This window comes from Fibrobacter sp. UBA4297 (assembly GCF_002394865.1).
In the GTDB taxonomy this organism is placed as follows: domain Bacteria; phylum Fibrobacterota; class Fibrobacteria; order Fibrobacterales; family Fibrobacteraceae; genus Fibrobacter.
On sequence record NZ_DGUZ01000023.1, the window covers coordinates 190,723 to 206,952 of the forward strand.

Annotated in this window: 13 protein-coding genes; 2 read left to right on the forward strand and 11 right to left on the reverse strand. The window is 50.1% G+C overall.

Translation table 11 applies throughout. The annotated features are described in order from the left end of the window. Window positions 1-36: 36 nt before the first annotated feature. Genes B3A20_RS14645 through B3A20_RS14665 form a run of 5 tightly spaced genes read right to left on the reverse strand, consistent with a single transcriptional unit; the run spans window position 37 to window position 5,573 of the window. Complete coding sequence (locus B3A20_RS14645; RefSeq protein ID WP_290766367.1) at window positions 37-840, reverse strand: hypothetical protein; 804 nt, start codon at window positions 838-840, stop codon at window positions 37-39. Window positions 841-846: 6 nt separating this feature from the next. Then, complete coding sequence (locus tag B3A20_RS14650; RefSeq protein ID WP_290766370.1) at window positions 847-2,760, reverse strand: hypothetical protein; 1,914 nt, start codon at window positions 2,758-2,760, stop codon at window positions 847-849. Between the two features lie 20 nt (window positions 2,761-2,780). Beyond that, a complete protein-coding gene (locus tag B3A20_RS14655; protein WP_290766373.1) occupies window positions 2,781-3,542 on the reverse strand; it encodes a PASTA domain-containing protein in 762 nt (253 codons plus the stop codon). 15 nt (window positions 3,543-3,557) lie between these two features. Continuing rightward, window positions 3,558-4,268 (reverse strand): Crp/Fnr family transcriptional regulator, encoded by a 711-nt coding sequence (locus tag B3A20_RS14660; RefSeq protein WP_290766376.1) that lies wholly within the window; start codon window positions 4,266-4,268, stop codon window positions 3,558-3,560. Window positions 4,269-4,289: 21 nt separating this feature from the next. Further along, entirely contained in the window at window positions 4,290-5,573 is a 1,284-nt protein-coding gene (locus B3A20_RS14665; protein WP_290766380.1) for an adenylosuccinate synthase, read from the reverse strand. A gap of 212 nt (window positions 5,574-5,785) precedes the next feature. On the opposite strand from B3A20_RS14665, the gene B3A20_RS14670 reads away from it, so the two are divergent. Next, window positions 5,786-6,220 (forward strand): hypothetical protein, encoded by a 435-nt coding sequence (locus tag B3A20_RS14670; protein ID WP_290766382.1) that lies wholly within the window; start codon window positions 5,786-5,788, stop codon window positions 6,218-6,220. Between the two features lie 143 nt (window positions 6,221-6,363). Here B3A20_RS14670 and B3A20_RS14675 read toward each other — a convergent pair whose 3' ends face one another. From B3A20_RS14675 to aroA, 5 genes are all read right to left on the reverse strand, one after another. Continuing rightward, entirely contained in the window at window positions 6,364-7,029 is a 666-nt protein-coding gene (locus B3A20_RS14675) for a hypothetical protein (protein WP_290766385.1), read from the reverse strand. 37 nt (window positions 7,030-7,066) lie between these two features. Beyond that, window positions 7,067-8,023, reverse strand: coding sequence for a hypothetical protein (locus B3A20_RS14680; protein ID WP_290766388.1), 957 nt, complete (start codon window positions 8,021-8,023; stop codon window positions 7,067-7,069). Between the two features lie 383 nt (window positions 8,024-8,406). Next, window positions 8,407-10,548, reverse strand: a complete 2,142-nt coding sequence (gene dacB / locus B3A20_RS14685) for a D-alanyl-D-alanine carboxypeptidase/D-alanyl-D-alanine endopeptidase (RefSeq protein ID WP_290766390.1) — start codon at window positions 10,546-10,548, stop codon at window positions 8,407-8,409. 9 nt (window positions 10,549-10,557) lie between these two features. Continuing rightward, the gene (locus B3A20_RS14690) at window positions 10,558-12,150 is read right to left on the reverse strand and encodes an extracellular solute-binding protein (protein WP_290766392.1); all 1,593 of its coding nucleotides are present in this window, start codon (window positions 12,148-12,150) and stop codon (window positions 10,558-10,560) included. Further along, window positions 12,147-13,475 carry a 3-phosphoshikimate 1-carboxyvinyltransferase gene (aroA, locus tag B3A20_RS14695; protein ID WP_290766394.1) on the reverse strand — a complete coding sequence of 443 codons (1,329 nt, stop codon included), beginning with the start codon at window positions 13,473-13,475 and terminating at the stop codon, window positions 12,147-12,149. The genes B3A20_RS14690 and aroA overlap by 4 nt, the downstream gene beginning before the upstream one ends. 89 nt (window positions 13,476-13,564) lie before the next feature. Here aroA and B3A20_RS14700 point away from each other — a divergent pair, with 89 nt between their 5' ends. Continuing rightward, on the forward strand, window positions 13,565-14,311 hold the full coding sequence (locus B3A20_RS14700) for an acyl-[acyl-carrier-protein] thioesterase (RefSeq protein WP_290766396.1): 747 nt from the start codon (window positions 13,565-13,567) through the stop codon (window positions 14,309-14,311). Window positions 14,312-14,370: 59 nt separating this feature from the next. Here B3A20_RS14700 and B3A20_RS14705 read toward each other — a convergent pair whose 3' ends face one another. Further along, entirely contained in the window at window positions 14,371-16,212 is a 1,842-nt protein-coding gene (locus tag B3A20_RS14705; RefSeq protein ID WP_290766399.1) for a hypothetical protein, read from the reverse strand. Window positions 16,213-16,230: the final 18 nt, after the last annotated feature.

The following is a 16,230-nucleotide window of genomic DNA, read 5'->3' on the forward strand; positions in this document are numbered from 1 at the left end:
TAGGACAACTGCGTAAGGCGAGCAAAATCTACGAAATTACCCACCGATACGCTGATAGCTCCGCGGGATGTTGAGGCGCCAAGTGCCCAAGCCAAATTTCTTTCCATGATCAATTTTACGCACGCGAATTTCAAGGAAAACCATATCATCACGAACAAATGATATTCTTGAAGGCGTTTTCACACCGGAGAATTCCTTATATTCCTCAATTACAAGCGTTTCGTCTTTGCCATCGCGGCCAAGCATCTTGAGCCAAAGCACCTCGCCATTTTTTTCGGCATAAGTAAAGTGGCGGGTCAGCGCATCGCGAGCTTCGTGAATCTTGACTATGCATCCGCCTGTGGCAACAGCGCCGGAATCGCTGACGCAGGCGGAATCCCGCACCGAGACTTCTTCAAGATTTTCGGGCACGACACGCCCCTCGAACAGCCCAGCAACTTGATGGATGTGCACCAGCGGAAGCGAAGGATCGTTCAAAAGCCCGACCATATAGCCCGCCCCCTGCATATAAAGCTTTTCAGTCGGGAAAACCATCTGCCAGCCTTCAGGGAGCCACAAGAGCGAGGCCACACCAATGCCTAGCGAGCCAGTCAGCTCCATGCGGTAGCGCTTGCCGGGCACAGAGAAAAGCACCGCATCCAGTTCCTGCGATTTTCCGTCCACCGAATGTATGGTGAGTAAAAACTTTGCACGCAGGCTATCTGCAGGGGCTTCGGCTGGTTCCGCAGCGTTTGACGCCGCCTGATGTCCGCCAGTACAGCCCATCAAGAAAAGCGAAAGCAGGAGGAGCGCACAAAATCCCCGCAAAAAGGCGCCGTTTTTCGCTACCGCCATAGCCATAAGCCCCTACTTCTTTTTGCCAAAGAACTTCAGTACGGCAGGGTGCTTGGGATTGAGCTTCTTCAACTTGTTGTAAGACTTACGAGCTTCTTTCTTAAGGCCGAGAGCTTCCTGAATGGCGCCCATGTGTTCCCAGAACACATCGTCGCGGCTCATCTTCTTGCTATCGATCAGCTGCATGGCCTCATAAGCTTCATCAAAACGGCCCAAGCGGTACAAGCCCCATGCCTTGGAATCCAAATAAGCGTCCTTGCCATCGCCATCCTTTTCGAGAGCAAGCGCTTCGAGCACGAGCTTGTAGCCCTTCTCGACTTCGGCAGGCGTGCGGTTCAATTCGATGAGCGAATAGCCGTAATAGTTCAAAGTCGAGGCTCTTTCACGCGGCGAGAATTCCGAAAGTTTCAAGAGGTATTCAAAATGCCGGAACGATTCGTCATAGCGCTTGAGGCGTTCCAGGTTCATCGCCATCGAGAGGCGCACGCGATTGTACGAGGAATCCTTCGCAAAGAACTTTTCGAGCATGGCCTCGGCACGTGTGCGATTGTTAACAGCATGAGCCTTCTTGAGCGAATCAGCACGTGTATCCTTTTCCAATTCCAGAGCTTCACCGATGAGCGCTCTCGAATAAATGTCCAAGACCTGCAAGTACCTAACTTGCGCCTCGTTTTTCAGCTGCACCATATTTGCAGAATCCACAACGCCCGGGAGCGGTTTCCACGTTTCCCAGAACTGCATAAGCGAATCCAGCAACGGGAACGCCTTGTCAAACTTGTCTGCAAGTGCATAGACCGAAGCCAACAACATTCTCGTATCGCCGTTCGATACAGAATCGGACTTTTCGGCATACTTAATTGCTTCGGCGTAATTTTGTTCGCTCGCAAAGATATTCACGAGACCAAGGTATGCACGGTTCGCATATTTCGGCTGGCCTTGCAATTTATCGATGGAAGCAAGCAAGTGGACCTTCGCGCTATCGCGCATGCCGATATCATATTCATACTGACCGATAAAGCAAAGCACCGCAGGCGTCCTGACGCCGTCATCGTAATATTTCTTTCGAGCAAATGCATAAGCGCTATCCCCCGGCATCGAAGAAAGCACCAAAATCGTCATTTCTTCGTCTTCAGGTTTTGCACTCGTAAGCGTATCCGCAATAGCGGCAGCTTCCCTGAAGCGCTTCATCGCCATGAGGCCGCGCACCTTCTGCAAAAGCATCTGCTTGTCGCCCGTGGCATCGTGAGCTTTACCGAACAGTTCAACTACAGCAGAATCACGCCCCATATCCAAAAGGAGCGAAAGCTGACGCTGGAACAAGGTCGAGATATAGTTGACCTTCGGCAAAAGCAAATCGTAAATACGGACAAGTTCTTTCTCGTCACGGAGAGCTTCAAGGAACAGGCTGTAGTCATAAAGCAAGCCCAAGTCCTGATAACGCGAGGAATCCAGGCCAAGCACAAAATACTTGCGGCTAGAATCGGCTTCGCCCGCCTTCACGTAGAGTCGCGCAAGCAAAGCATACTGGGCCGCAGTGCGCTTGCCTTTAAGGCGGGAGGCCTTTTGCGCCTCGACAAGAGCAAGAGAATCTTCACCCGCAGCAACCAGGCGTTCTGCCACACCGAAACCTAAATAACGGCTCGTCGGGTCTGCCTTGTAGGCCTGTTTCCAAAAGAAATCCGCCTCACGCTGGTCGCCACGCATTTCCATGTTTTTAGCAAGGAAGAAAAATTCGTGGGCCGCCTCGAGGTCAACCTCGACCTTTGGCTTTTCCACCTTGGATTCCACGACCTTCTGGATTACAGCGGAGTCGACCGAAGTCAAAGTCTTGGCTGCGACATCAGTCTTTTTGGCAGGTGCAGAACTACAGGCGCACAAAGCGGCCATACCCAAAGAAAGCACCCATGGAAAAAAGACATGACGCATTAAAAACTCCCTAAAAAGTTCTAGTCAGCAATGATAAAGTTTACGCGGGAACCCGGCTTGAGATAGTCACCGTACTTCGGAGAAGTCTCAATCACGGAACCGGGACGGGCGCCATCTTCACTTTTCTGGCGCTTGATGTAACCCACCTTGAAACCAAGCCTATCCATCTGCGGATAAACTTCGTCCATCAGGATGCCTTCAAAATTGGGGAGCAATGTTCTACCAGTCGTAGCGCCAGCCGAAATCACAACCTTCACCGTATCGCCCACGCGGACGGTATCGCCTGCAAGCGGAAGCGTACGAATCACGGCACCGCGAGGAATGCTCTGGTGAGCGCCCTGAATTGTACCGCCGTTGACAAGGCCTGCACGGACAAGCGAGATATCGGCCTGCTTCTGGCTCTTGCCGCGCAAATCCGGGATAACCACCTTGCGAAGCCCAAGGCTCTTCGTGAGTTTCACGGTACGGCCAATTTTTGCGATACGGCCAGCTTTTGGCATCTGCACAAGCACCATTCCCGCCGGAATCTGTGAACTGTAGCGGCCTTCCTTAATCCATTCAAACTTGAAACCCGCTTCCGTCAATGCCGTTTCTGCAGCCTTTTCGGACATGCCTTCGAGATTTGGCACCGCGCCCGTGCTTGCGAAAGCGCCCGCAAACGCAGGCATCAAGAGCTTATCGACCATAATCACAAGCGCGATTACAACAACAATCCAAATGACGAAAGCCTTGAAAATGGCGGTTTGTCTAACCTTGTTCCAAAGCGACTTTATTTTATTCATAACAAATTCTTGGGCTTAGCCCTTAGTAGCTTTTTCCTGGAGAGCGTCTTCGTCAAAAATGACGATATCCTTGCCGGTCATTGCAATGGCGTTAGCCCTTACAAGCAAGGAACAAATGCGGCTCACCGTTTCACGAGTCGTCCCGGACATGTCGGCAAGCTGCTGCTGCGTCGGACGATTGTGGATAACGGTCACCATGTTTCCGTTGTCCGTATGGATGCGGACACCGCGTTCCTGCATCAGGTTGAGGAGCGTACCCGCCACGCGACCAGATACAGACATGGTCGAAAGAGAGCCAATCTGCTTGTTCGCCTTGCGGAGTCTCTTGCAAAGTTCGCTCATGAGGGCCATGGCGATTTCGGGAGACTTGCGAAGCAAGCTAAGGAAAGATTCACGGTGGATGACGAGAAGTTTGGCGTCAGTCACCGTACGGACGGAGGCAGACCGGGGTTCGCCGTCAATCAGCGACATTTCCCCGAAAAAGTCCCCGCGTTCAAGGAAGGACAAAATGGTTTCACGTCCGTCGATGCCTGTCATGTAGACTTGCACGGAACCAGTGGCAATCAAGTACAGAGCCTGCACAGAATCGTCACCTTCCAAGACCACAGTCTCATCACGATTGTAGTTCTTGACGATTACCAGATTGGCAATCATCCCCAACTGTTCTTCGTTCAACTCCGAAAAGAGCTCGACGCCCTTCAGCAAATCAACTGTGGATGTATCCATTTTTCCTTCCCTTTTTTTTGTTTAGTCTAAATCAACAATGATACTCTGGTCGCGCTTTGCACCGATAGAAATCATGCCAATCTTCACGCCGACAAGTTCCGCCATGCGGTCGAGATACTTGCGAGCGTTAGCCGGCAATTCTTCGAGCTTGCGGCACTTGGTGGTATCACACTTCCAGCCCGGCATTTCCTCGTAAACCGGCACACAACGTCCGACCTTGGAAAGCTGGTTCGGGAAGTTTTCGATCTTTTCGCCGTCGCATTCATAGTGAGTGCAAATCTTGATGGTATCGAACGTGTCGAGCACGTCGAGCTTCGTGATGGCGAGGTGCGTAAGGCCATTCACCACGGCGGCCTTGCGGACAACCGGAGCGTCAAACCAACCGCAGCGGCGGTTACGGCCAGTCGTTGCACCGTATTCGTTACCGATCTTGCGGAGCGTGTCGCCCGTTTCGTCCAAGAGTTCCGTCGGGAACGGACCATTACCCACGCGAGTCGTGTAAGCCTTCACGACACCGACAACCTGGTCGATAGCCGTGGGGCCAATGCCAGCGCCGCAACTTGCGTAACCGGCAACAGTGTTGCTGGAGGTCACGAACGGGTAAGTACCCTGGTCAACGTCGAGGATAGTGCCCTGAGCGCCTTCGAACACGAGACGCTTACCTTCCTTGACGGCCTTGTAGAGCATTTCGCTCACGTCACGCACGAACGGCTTGATCTTCTGGCCGAGTTCGAGGTAGTCCTTGATGACCACTTCCGGATCGATTTCCGGAACGTCGTACATCACCTTAAATTCTTCGTTGTGGACCTTAGCCATAGCTTCGACACGCGGACGGAGTTCACGTTCGTCCATGAGGTCGCCCACGCGGACACCGATGCGGTTCACCTTGTCGCTATAGCACGGACCGATACCGCGACCCGTGGTACCGATAGCAGCCTTGCCGGCCTTCTTTTCCTTGGCGCGGTCCAAGGTGGAGTGGTACGGGAGCACGACATGTGCGTTATCAGCGATGAACAGACGGCCTTCCGGGTTGATTCCCTTCGTGTGGAGGTCTGCAATTTCGTTCAATGTCTGAATCGGGTCGAGCACGACGCCGTTACCGATGACGCAAATCTTGTCCGGGTGCATAATGCCCGAGGGAATAAGGTGGAAGACGAACTTCTTGTCGCCTACTTCCACAGTGTGACCGGCGTTAGCACCGCCCTGGAAACGCACGATATAGTCTGCATCGAGCGTTAAGAAATCTACAACCTTGGCTTTTCCTTCGTCGCCCCACTGGGAGCCGATAACAACACGATTTGCCATAAATCCTTCGTTTTATTTCTTTGACAACCGAAACGGTTTCCCCAAGGTACTTCCCTGGAGCCCTTTTTCGCCATAAAGATATAAAAAGTGGTTAGTCCACAGCGGCTAGGGGTTAGAGCTTATGCCTTAAAAAAGCCTCAAAAAAGGAGGCTATTCCTAGAAGCTCCAATCCTGACCGCCTTCGTAAAATACAAATTTCTTATCTTTAGAGCATGGCTGAAGAAATTAAATCGCTTATCAAAAAACTATCGCCGCTCCTCGAAGAAGATTCGGAAGTTTTTCGCGAACTCGTAACTTTTTTTAGCGGCACGGCCAAGATCAGCATGCACCGCGACGACTTGTGCAAATTTCTCCAGGACAACAGAACGTTCGAAGTCGTGCGCGTGAGCGGCAAGAGCTACAAGGACTGCGTTTACGAGCTCGTAGACAACTATCCCGAGATGATGGACGCGATTGGCATGTTGCGCTACTACAAGGCGCCAACCGGGAATATCAAGTGGGAAGAAGTCGAAGCCGCCGAAATTGCGATGGGCAACGAACTCACGATGAACGCCTACGGGTGGGCTCCTGATGCCTGGACAATTTTTGAATCGGGCGAGAGCGAGCACAGCCTTGTCGCCATCGTCGCGCTAGATTCTCTGCTTTAAAAGAAAGAAGTAAAGGAACCGCAGTCAATTCCATAGTCGTAAAAGCAGTAGCAAGTGTACTTGCCATTTAATCATATATCAAGTCACCTCTAGCCTCATTTTTGATTTGCATATTCAACGCACCAGTGCCTTCGTGTGGCGAATCAAGCCGTAATTATCTTGTCAACATCACCATTATAAAAGTTACCTTGCACATATTCGCGAGAAGCAACACCGCCCATGGAATGAGAAACCAGAATATATCTCGAAGGAATCTTGCGATAAGAATCAACATCATCTTTTCTTAACGTGTCAAGTTTGTTCTGCCCCTTTGCGTGAACCTCCTGTATTTCTTCAAAAAGCGAACGACGTGCAGAACATTTATTACTTCCCTTCCATGTTCTCTTACCGATTTCGTTACCGTTATTGGAAGGTGAGTTTGCTGGATTTGTAAAAGGACGCTGGAGATATACAAGCCACTCATAATCCCCTTCAAACACGGTGTCCTGAATCCATGGTTTAAGTTCCGCAATCATCCCTGTAGCCGAAGATGTTGAATCATCCGAAATCAAGCCCTCGGAGAACTTTCCGCCAATTCTCGTATTCGGACCACTAGATCCATGCCAATAATACTCATATGCGTCTTGATATTTATCACTACTAAAGCCCATTTTTTCGTGCCTGATATCCCCGTTTTCACAATCTAATCCGCCCCAATGCGAGCCAGCACCATGGATGAGCACCAAATTGTATTCGTTCAGCGATTCCATCGGAATGGCAATAGCAACTATTTTTAACGAAATCAACAAAAAGAGAACTTTCTTCAACATATTATTCCTTCATCCCCTGTAAACAAAGGGTTAATTCCTATTTAATATTTTCTTCGGAATAGTAAACGGTATCTCCGGAACTCGGGTATAGCACAGTTCGATCTCTTGCAGGTAATTCAAAATCAATTTCAAACAAGGGCTTATCACCAATTTTACCATCATCATACATCTTGTAAATATGGTGACCGACACCGATATAATTACCGTAAAAACGAAGACTATAATTTGCACTCACATCTAACTGATAGGAACCTTTAGCCAAGGAATCCAATACATTTTTATTCTCATCGAAAAGGAAAATATCTCCTTTAGCCATCAGACATCTAAATTGTTTTTCCGTCCACCGGATATCGTTGCATTCAGCCATCCACGCAGATTCCCCTGTCGGCTCCCACCTCGCTATAGAATTCGGCACAATATTCCAAACATAAAAGAAACGACTTCTATATTCAAATCCCAACTTCATATCATGAAGAGACAAAATTTTTTTCCCTTTAAAGTTTTCATTGCGAAAGTCTACAAGATAATCCGTACTATCAATATCGCCAGACACTACATTCAACTTGACCACATTTCCACTTTGTGCGAATCTCCACTCCGAGGCCTTACTTAAATCTCCAGTTGCATAGTCGTCTTTGTTGAAGAAAAAAATCAAGCCATCCTCCACCTGATCCAAACTTTCCGATTTTTTATTTTCTGGGAAATCTATCTTCTTATATACTGTATCCCTATTAACATTCACTAGGTACGCCAAATATTCCGTCACACGGGTTTCTTCGTCTTGTCCGTGAATATACGATGAATAGAATTCAACCGTTTCCCAATTGAAAAAATCCAACATTATAGTGCTATCATCGACCACGTAAAAATGATTGCCTATCGAAGTTCCACTATCAATGACTTTTTCATCGCTACAGCCCATGCACCCCCACATGCCTACGCATACGAGAGCAGTCATCGCAACACCAATCAGTCTAAAAAATTCACCCTTCATAAAATCCCTCCCTTGCCGTTTTAAAACAGACAGGAAACAAATTCATCCAATGTAAATATAAATAATAATCCGAACAAAATTAAATAAGAGATTTTGCCGACAGCCCATCCCAACCAAATGCAAGTTCATCTATGTTTAAAATTTTCCAATGTAAATTTACATATAAAAGTGTTATAGACTTCACTGGATCCTTCCGCCTACGGCGTCAGGATGACGGCAAAAAAGGAGATGCCCGATCAAGTCGGGCATGACAGAGCAATAAACAAAATTCAACCGGATCCTTCACCCTTTGGGTTCAGGATGACGTCAAAAAGGCGATGCCCGTTCGGAGGCGGGCATGACAAAGTGCAACCGGCTATCAACTAGTAACCAATGACTAACAGCTAGTGCTGAATGAATTTAAAGAACGTGACGCCGGGGACTTTGCGGGTCTGCAAGTATTCGGCGAGCGGGACTTCCACGACTTGCTTCTTTTGCGATGACGCATGGCGCAGTACCGGCTTTTGTCCCGGATTGAAAATCACAAATCCCGTATGCGTGAGGTCAATTTTGTCTGACGTCCCGACAATTCCAACGCCAAGAACCTTCATTGCGCCCTTGTACGTCTTCTTTGCCATTTCAATAGCCTTGTCCAGCGGCATATAGCGAACTTTGACCGGCTTTTCCTTGCCCGTATATTTCAACTTGTGGTTTGCAAAGAACTCTTTCTTGGGCATCGTGCGTTCTACAGAAACTTCGTTTTCCATCGGAATGACCTTGGCATACTTGCCCTCGCCAATCCAGTCGTCGAGCAGGTAGTGTTTGCGATTGAGGTAACTCACCTTGCCGCCTTTGTAGCGGAGGCGTTGCAGTTGCCTGTACAGAGACTTTTCGCTTTTCGCCATTGCAAGGGCTACGACATGCTCCAAGTACGTCACGCAATCGACAGAGTCCAGATAAACTAGCGGCTTATCTTCAACCGTATCCAGATGGCCTTCGCCCATCGGGCCTAGCTTGTAAGGAGTCCCAATCAGGCGCTTCGAGAAATAATCCAGGCGTTTGTTGAGCCCGCTTATGCCCTGGGCATCGAGCCAAAGCGTTTTCATTTGCAAAAGCGACTTGTAATTATTGTTGGTGTAGCTGATAAGGCGCATCCAAAGCGTATCGAGAACGTCCTTGCTCTTGTAATCTGGATTGGTATTGGTGCCGTTCAGGTACATGGCCGCCGTAAGCGTATCGCCATCCACCGTATAAATGTAACCGACCAAGCCGTGAACTTCTGCAATGTAGCCAGTCTTGAACCGCGTAAGCCACGGAGCTTCAAAATCAACCATGCGCTTTGCACCGGAACCCACGCCCGGGCTTGCAAAACTGTTGATATAGTAGGCGCCCTTCGGATGGCGAGCCATCTTTGCAAGTAATCTCGTGACCGTCGACGGTTTCACCTTGTTTTCAGGAGAAAGCCCGCTGCCGTCCCACACGTCAAAATCAGTCGGATTGAGTCCAATATCCAAAAGGAACTTGCGTTCCGCCTTGCGGCCACCCTCGACGCTACCTTCGCCTGCAATCTGCGCCCCGAGATTTCTCAACAGCGTCTCGGCATGGAAATTCTGGCTGCGCTGATTGATTTCATCGAGAATGCTCAAGAGTGGCGCAGCCGAATACGAAAAACGTTTCAGCTCGCTATCGGAAGCAATCGTCGCATCTTCTTTAAAGACGATGCCACGGTCCTTGAGCGCATACATGAACGCCGCCCTGAAATATCCAATCGGATTACGGATCGGGAGCACCATGCTCGCAGAATCAACATCTTCGCCAATCGTCCCGCCAAGCGTAATGATGGACTTGTCGGGGTCAATGGAATACACCCACTTTTTCTTGAGACCCTTGACGGTCTTTAAGTTGTTTACAACCTTGACGTAGCCCACATCGGGCTGTAACGACACGACCGCCGTATCGCCACGGAAATACCCCGGCCAGAAGCGGACCGTCACGCAGTTGTCATTGAACCCGAGCGGGCCAATTTCGGCACCGTACCAGGAATCGTAATAATTGCGGCGCCAATTCTCCGCCTTCCACGGACCCGTATAGTAACTCGTATCCAGGTCAATTCGTCCAACGATGGTATCGATATTCATTGCACGCAAAGAATCGGCCATGTTGTTCAAAATGTAGAACGGGTCGTCGTAATACCTCGCCGAAATGTTCGGGTCGCCTTCGCCACGAATCTTAAGCGACCCCGTAAGCGTGCGCTTTTTAATTTCGCCAAGCACCGTCATTTCGGTTTTCGGCTCGTAATCAAGCGGCAAAAAATGGATTGCGGCAGCAGTCGTCAAGGTTTTAAGCGTACTTGCCGGCGTAAACATTTCATTTCCGTTTACGTTGCCAATTTCCTTGCCCGTCTTCACAGAGCGCAAAGACATCCCAAAAGTCGTCCCCGGCAAAAGCGAATCGACATAGTTTTTGTAAGAGGCCACGTTGACATGTGCAAAAAGCGGTGCCACCAAAAACGGCAACAATGAGGCGACTTTAAACAACTTATTCATGAGCGAAAACTACTTTTTTCTTCTTCTAAAGCAAGTGACGAGAACGCAAATCACCAAAATTCCTGCACCAACCGAAATGAGCAAATACTTAGATGCATCAAGCCAATCCTTGAATTCATCTGCCGAAGGGTGTTCGTTACGGCCAATGATATTCGCTACATTTTTCGGATAAATTTCTTTATAATCATAAAGGAAGAACTGCTGAGCCCAATGCATCCGTTCCGAGCCTTCTAAAGTATCGGGGAAATTCAAAATCTCATTGATTTTTGCATTAGCTTCGTAGACCATCTGGGCAAGGGCGGCACTGCGTTTTTTCTTGTGCTTCGTATTCACAAACAATGCGCCCATGCTGTTCGAAAGGTCAATCAGGACTTTTTCGACCTCGCCCCATTCCGGGATATTCGGGAAGCTGCGGCTATGCTCGAGTTCAGCAACAATCTTGGAATAACGAGAATCGCGATTCCAGATGTGGAGAATGCTGCGGTCTGCAGGCAAGAACCCGACCTGGCGCGAGAAAGCATCGATATTGTCGGCACGGAGCATGTAGGCAAGCAGCTGTTCGGCAAGCGCATACTTGGAGGTATCCTTCTTGTTGCCAAGCGCCAAATGGCTCCCGCCCATGAAAGAGAACCTTCCGAAAGGCCCGGCGGGCAAAACCATCACCTTGATTCCATCTTTTGCAATCGAGGAATTTGCAAGGCCGCCCGCCTGTTCCGGGAATTCCAGTTGCTTTATCAATTCAGACGTGCCGTAATGGAATACGCGTTCCGAGCGCACGAAGCCGTCGGCATTGTCCGATGAATTTTCATACAAGCTATGAGGCGCCATCTGCGCGTCACCCATAATTTTTGCATAAAGAGCAAGACCGACAAGTGTATTCGAATCCAGAAGCGCACTGCGGTAACCCTTGCCTGATGGCACCACGAAATCGCCACCATAACTCCAGACAAACGGAGCCATGCACTGCTGGCCCGCCCAGTCGTCTTTACCGGGGAGTGTAAACGGAGTCACCTTGACTCCACTTTCCGTCTTCATGTCCGAATTTGCAATTGTCTTCAGCACGCCAAGGAACTGCGGGTACGACTCGAGATCGGATTCTTCAAACCCGAGTTCGCGCCAAATGCGTTCGTTCACAAAAAAGCCGCGAACATCAATAAACCACGGCACCGCATACGTCTCGGGCTTTCCAGAAATATGCGTACTGCGAAGCCCCTCGCCCAAGAACCGAGCCGAATCAATCTGCGGCATCAAGTAATCAATCGGGCGGATATGGCCAGCCGACGCAAAATGCGGAACCCATGTGGAACCGAGCTGAATCACGTCAGGAGCGACATCGTTCGAATCAGTAAACGCGCGCGTAATCCTGTTGAACGCCTCGCCCCAGCTAAGCGAGGTTAACTTGACCGGGATTCCCGTCTCGCGATAGAACTTTTTCACAAGCCGGTGCATGGCGTTTTTCGAACCGAGGCCATTGTCCATGATCCAAATCGAAAGCGTATCCGTCGCCGTAGCGGGGGCAGCAAGAGCGCCAAACACGAGGCCAGCGCAGACTACTAGCCGAGCAAAACTCGTGGAAACTATCTTCGAGACGAGGCTTATCATTGAGCGAGTCTTCCGAAATCTTCAAAGAATTGGGGATAAGTCTTGTTCACACACGCAGGGTCGAGAATCTTGATGGGCACGCCACCGAGAGAGACAAGGCTAAAGCACATCGCCATGCGGTGGTCATTGTAAGTTTCAATCGTCGCCGGTTGCAATTGCGCGGGCGGTTCAATCGTAATTGAATCCATGTCAGAAGAAACCGTTGCACCAACTTTGCGGAGTTCTGCAACCATGGCTGCAATGCGGTCGGTCTCTTTCACGCGCCAGCTGCCAATGCCGCGAATCGTCGTCGGAGCGTCCGCAAACAGGGCAAGCACGGCAAGCGTCATGGCGGCATCAGGAATTTCAACAGCACTAAAATCACCTAAGCTCTGTAAGCGTCGATTTTTAGGACCCTTGCAGATAATGCACTTTTCGCCACTGGGTTCCACACTCGGGGTAACTTCGGCACCCATGCGCTTTAGAACATCGATAAAGGCGATATCGCCCTGGATACTGCCTTCGCCGATTCCCAAGACTTTAACTTCACCGCCAGAAATTGCGGCAGCGGCAAGGGGGTACGTCGCAGAGCTTGCATCGCCTTCGACATAATAGTCACCAGGGCTCTGGTAAACACCCTGCGGCACGTAGAAGTCCGTCAGGTCATCGTGGCGCACGTTCACGCCAAAGCACTTCATCACGTCGAGCGTGAGTTCAATGTACGGTGCAGAAATCAGCTCGCCTTCCACATGGATGTGGAGCGGGGTCTTACAGTACGGAGCGCAAATCAAAAGGGCCGTGAGGTACTGGCTCGAAATGTTACCGCGAACGCTCACATCGCCACCCTTGAGGCCATCGGCCTTGATGCGGACCGGCGGGTAGCCTTCGGATTCCAGATACTTGATGTCGGCACCAAGCGTACTGAGCGCATCGACCAAGTCGCGAATCGGGCGTTCGCCCATGCGTTCTTCGCCACGCAAAATGAACTTGCCCCAACCAAGCGAAAGCGCGGCCGTCAAGGAGCGCATCGCCGTGCCGGCATTCCCAAGATAAAGCTCCACCGGGAAATTGCCCGCGTCAAACGGCTTGCCATGCCCTTCAATAACGGCGTCCGTAAAATCGTCCGAAAATTCGACCTTCACGCCAAGACGTTTTAAAGCCTCGCCCATATAGCGAGTATCGTCGCTACGCAGCAGGTTGTGCAAGCGAGTTGTCCCGTTAGCAATGGCCGAAATCAAAAGCACTCGATTAGTAATGCTTTTGGACCCCGGAACACGGATAGAGCCATTAAAAGAATGATAAGCGTCAAGCTGTTTAAAACTAGGGCGAAATTGAGAGTCGTTCATACAAGAAAAATTATACATTATTATCATACCGTGTTTTTTCGCAGGCGTCCAAAGCGAGTCGAAAATCACACAACCACGTGAGGAATATCATGGAACCGGAAGTCACCACCAAAAATTTTGAAGTACGTTTCTCGGACTGCGACCACCACAGCCGACTCAAACTTTCAAATCTCTTCTTGTTCATGGAAGAAACCGCCATCGCCGATGCCGAACAGAACGGCTTTGGGATATGGAAGATGATGAAGGCTGGCTACACCACGGTCATCACGCGACTGAAGATCCGCCTGTTGCACCACCCGGTCTGGGGCGAAAAGCTCTCCATTTCCACATGGGCTAAAGACATCATCAAGGACAAAGTTTGTCTTAAGGATTATTCCATTCTCGATGCGCAGGGGCATTCCATCGCGCAGGCAACCTCTTCGTGGCTCTTGGTAAACATGAAAACTGGCAAGGCCGAAAATCCAGCCAACTCGCCATACCCCATTCCGCTGATTCCGGGCAAGAACGCACTCCCCGAAATGATGGACATTCTTGATCCGCAAGTGGAGCCAAAGGTTATCGCCCAGGAAACGGCAAAATACAGCGACCTGGACATGAACAAGCATGTGAACCACTGCCGCTATGTAGAATGGGTGATGGACTCACTCGATCCGGATGAACTCAGAACAAGAAGAATCCGTTCGATACAGATAAACTACATTACACAAATTCCGCTCGGTGGGAAAGTGAATGTCGTGAGGTTCAAGAACACGAACCACCACGCCTACTTTTTCGGGATGAACGCCGACGACATGACTCAATGCCATTTCCAGGCAAGAATCGGATTTGCGGACTAAATCAGACGAAAGAACGTCGCTTCGCGACTACAGACGAAAGACGAGAGAAAGCAATTTCCTTACAATAGCACATTCTTCAGCAAGCGTTCTTCGATTTCGAAGGCACATGGTTTGTCTTTGGGCGTAAGGCAAGGGCCTGTGCCGTAGAGGTGACGCATCATTTCGAACAGCGTGTATTCACGGTCGAAGTAGCCAATATCCGGATTTGGGCAAATGGTGACCGGTTCGCGAGTGCGAGCGGGCTGCGAGCCACGAGCGACGGCGACACATTCCGGCTGGTAATGAAGCGATGGACTTTTCTCGCGGATTTCTTCGCGGCCGGCATTCCCGAGGAATCGGCAGATGCATTCACGCGAAAGCGTGACGCGGCGGAGCGCATTGTACTTTTCGTGAATTGTATGGATTCTATCGGTCGCGACGCTCCCTCCAGAATGACAATCATTTTGATCGTCAATTCCGCACGTCATCCTGGAGCCCACTTTTCTTGAGTCTGTCATCCTGGAGCCGGAGGCGATAGGATCCAACGACGAACGACAAAATGCCGCGAGTTCTTCCTTTTCCTGCTCATCAATTTCCGCGAGGCGCCACACAACATACTCGCGGGAAGCTCTGCACACGGGATGGTCAAAACCCGGAATTTTTTGGCAAAGGTAATGTTGGCGACACGGGAATCCGGGTTTCAATTCTGGGTTCCCGGACTTTTCAGATTCTGGTGCGAAATATTCCTGAATTTTCCGCTCACAAATTTTCGCCGCCGTCGATGTTTGCAAATTCACAAACGGGATTCCGAGCGGGGAGGCATGGCTGATGCAAACATCTTCGGACTTTGCGTTCGCGAGCAATCGGCGAGTTTCTTTATCGACGCTTGTCGCTTGGGGTACAAGCAAGAACGGAGTTCCGACACCAACGCCATCAATCCCAAGCGACATGATTTTTTCAATGTCCTCGGGAGCGCAAAGCCCACCCTGCGCGGTAATCCGCGCAGGCGACGGCGGCGGGAGAATTCCTTGAACAGACACATTCGAACCTGCAGACCGCGCAGCAGTTCCACCCGCAGAAAAAATCGCATTTTCAGCAGACTGCGCAAACTTCGCAATCATCGCGCGTGTTGTTTCAAAAAGCTCCTTGCGCTTTTCGACAAATTCTTGAACAACGTCAAGCAACAACTTCTTGGATTCAAAAAACGCATGACCGCCGCAGTTCACGCCCGATTCAATGCGGTATTCGTAAACTTCCAAGCCCTTCTTCGCCAAATAGCGCCCTTGCACTAGTGCCGAGCGATAATCCGAAACTTTCAGAATAATCTTCTTCGTTGGTGCCTTGTCACGAGTTCTATAAAAATCCTTATACTTTGCAATTTCTTCAAAGACGGACAAGTTCACACCAGCACTCAACACAAGCGCGCCCGCCACTTTCGAAGCGGCAAAACCGCGAACCGCATCAAAAGCCGCCTCATCGTGATTGAGGCCAACCATGATGTTCGCCTGGATTTCGCCCGGTTCCATTTTTTCGGTAAGTGCTGCCTCGGCCGCAATGCGGGCAAGCCCCGTCTTTGCAAAGATGCCATCATACTCCACGCGGAGCCGAGAATCTAACGGCAACATCAAAAAATAAAGGTCCTTGTCGCTACCGCCATCAAAACGTTCCGCACAAAGTCTCGTAAACTTGCGTTCTACTTCGTCCGCCACAAAATCTAGATACGAGCGAATGCGCCCAATGCGGGTTGTCTGCGGAGATCCCAAATCAAGGCCCAGGCGTTCCGCATAAGCCATGCGGTATTCTTCGAGGAGGCCATCATCCACAAGCGAAATCACAGACGTAATGCCCAAATGCGCCACGCGAATCGGCGTGTCCGCCGTATAGCAAATGCCCATCACCGGGATGTGAATCTTGTGAACCATAACCCTCAAAAATCTCGC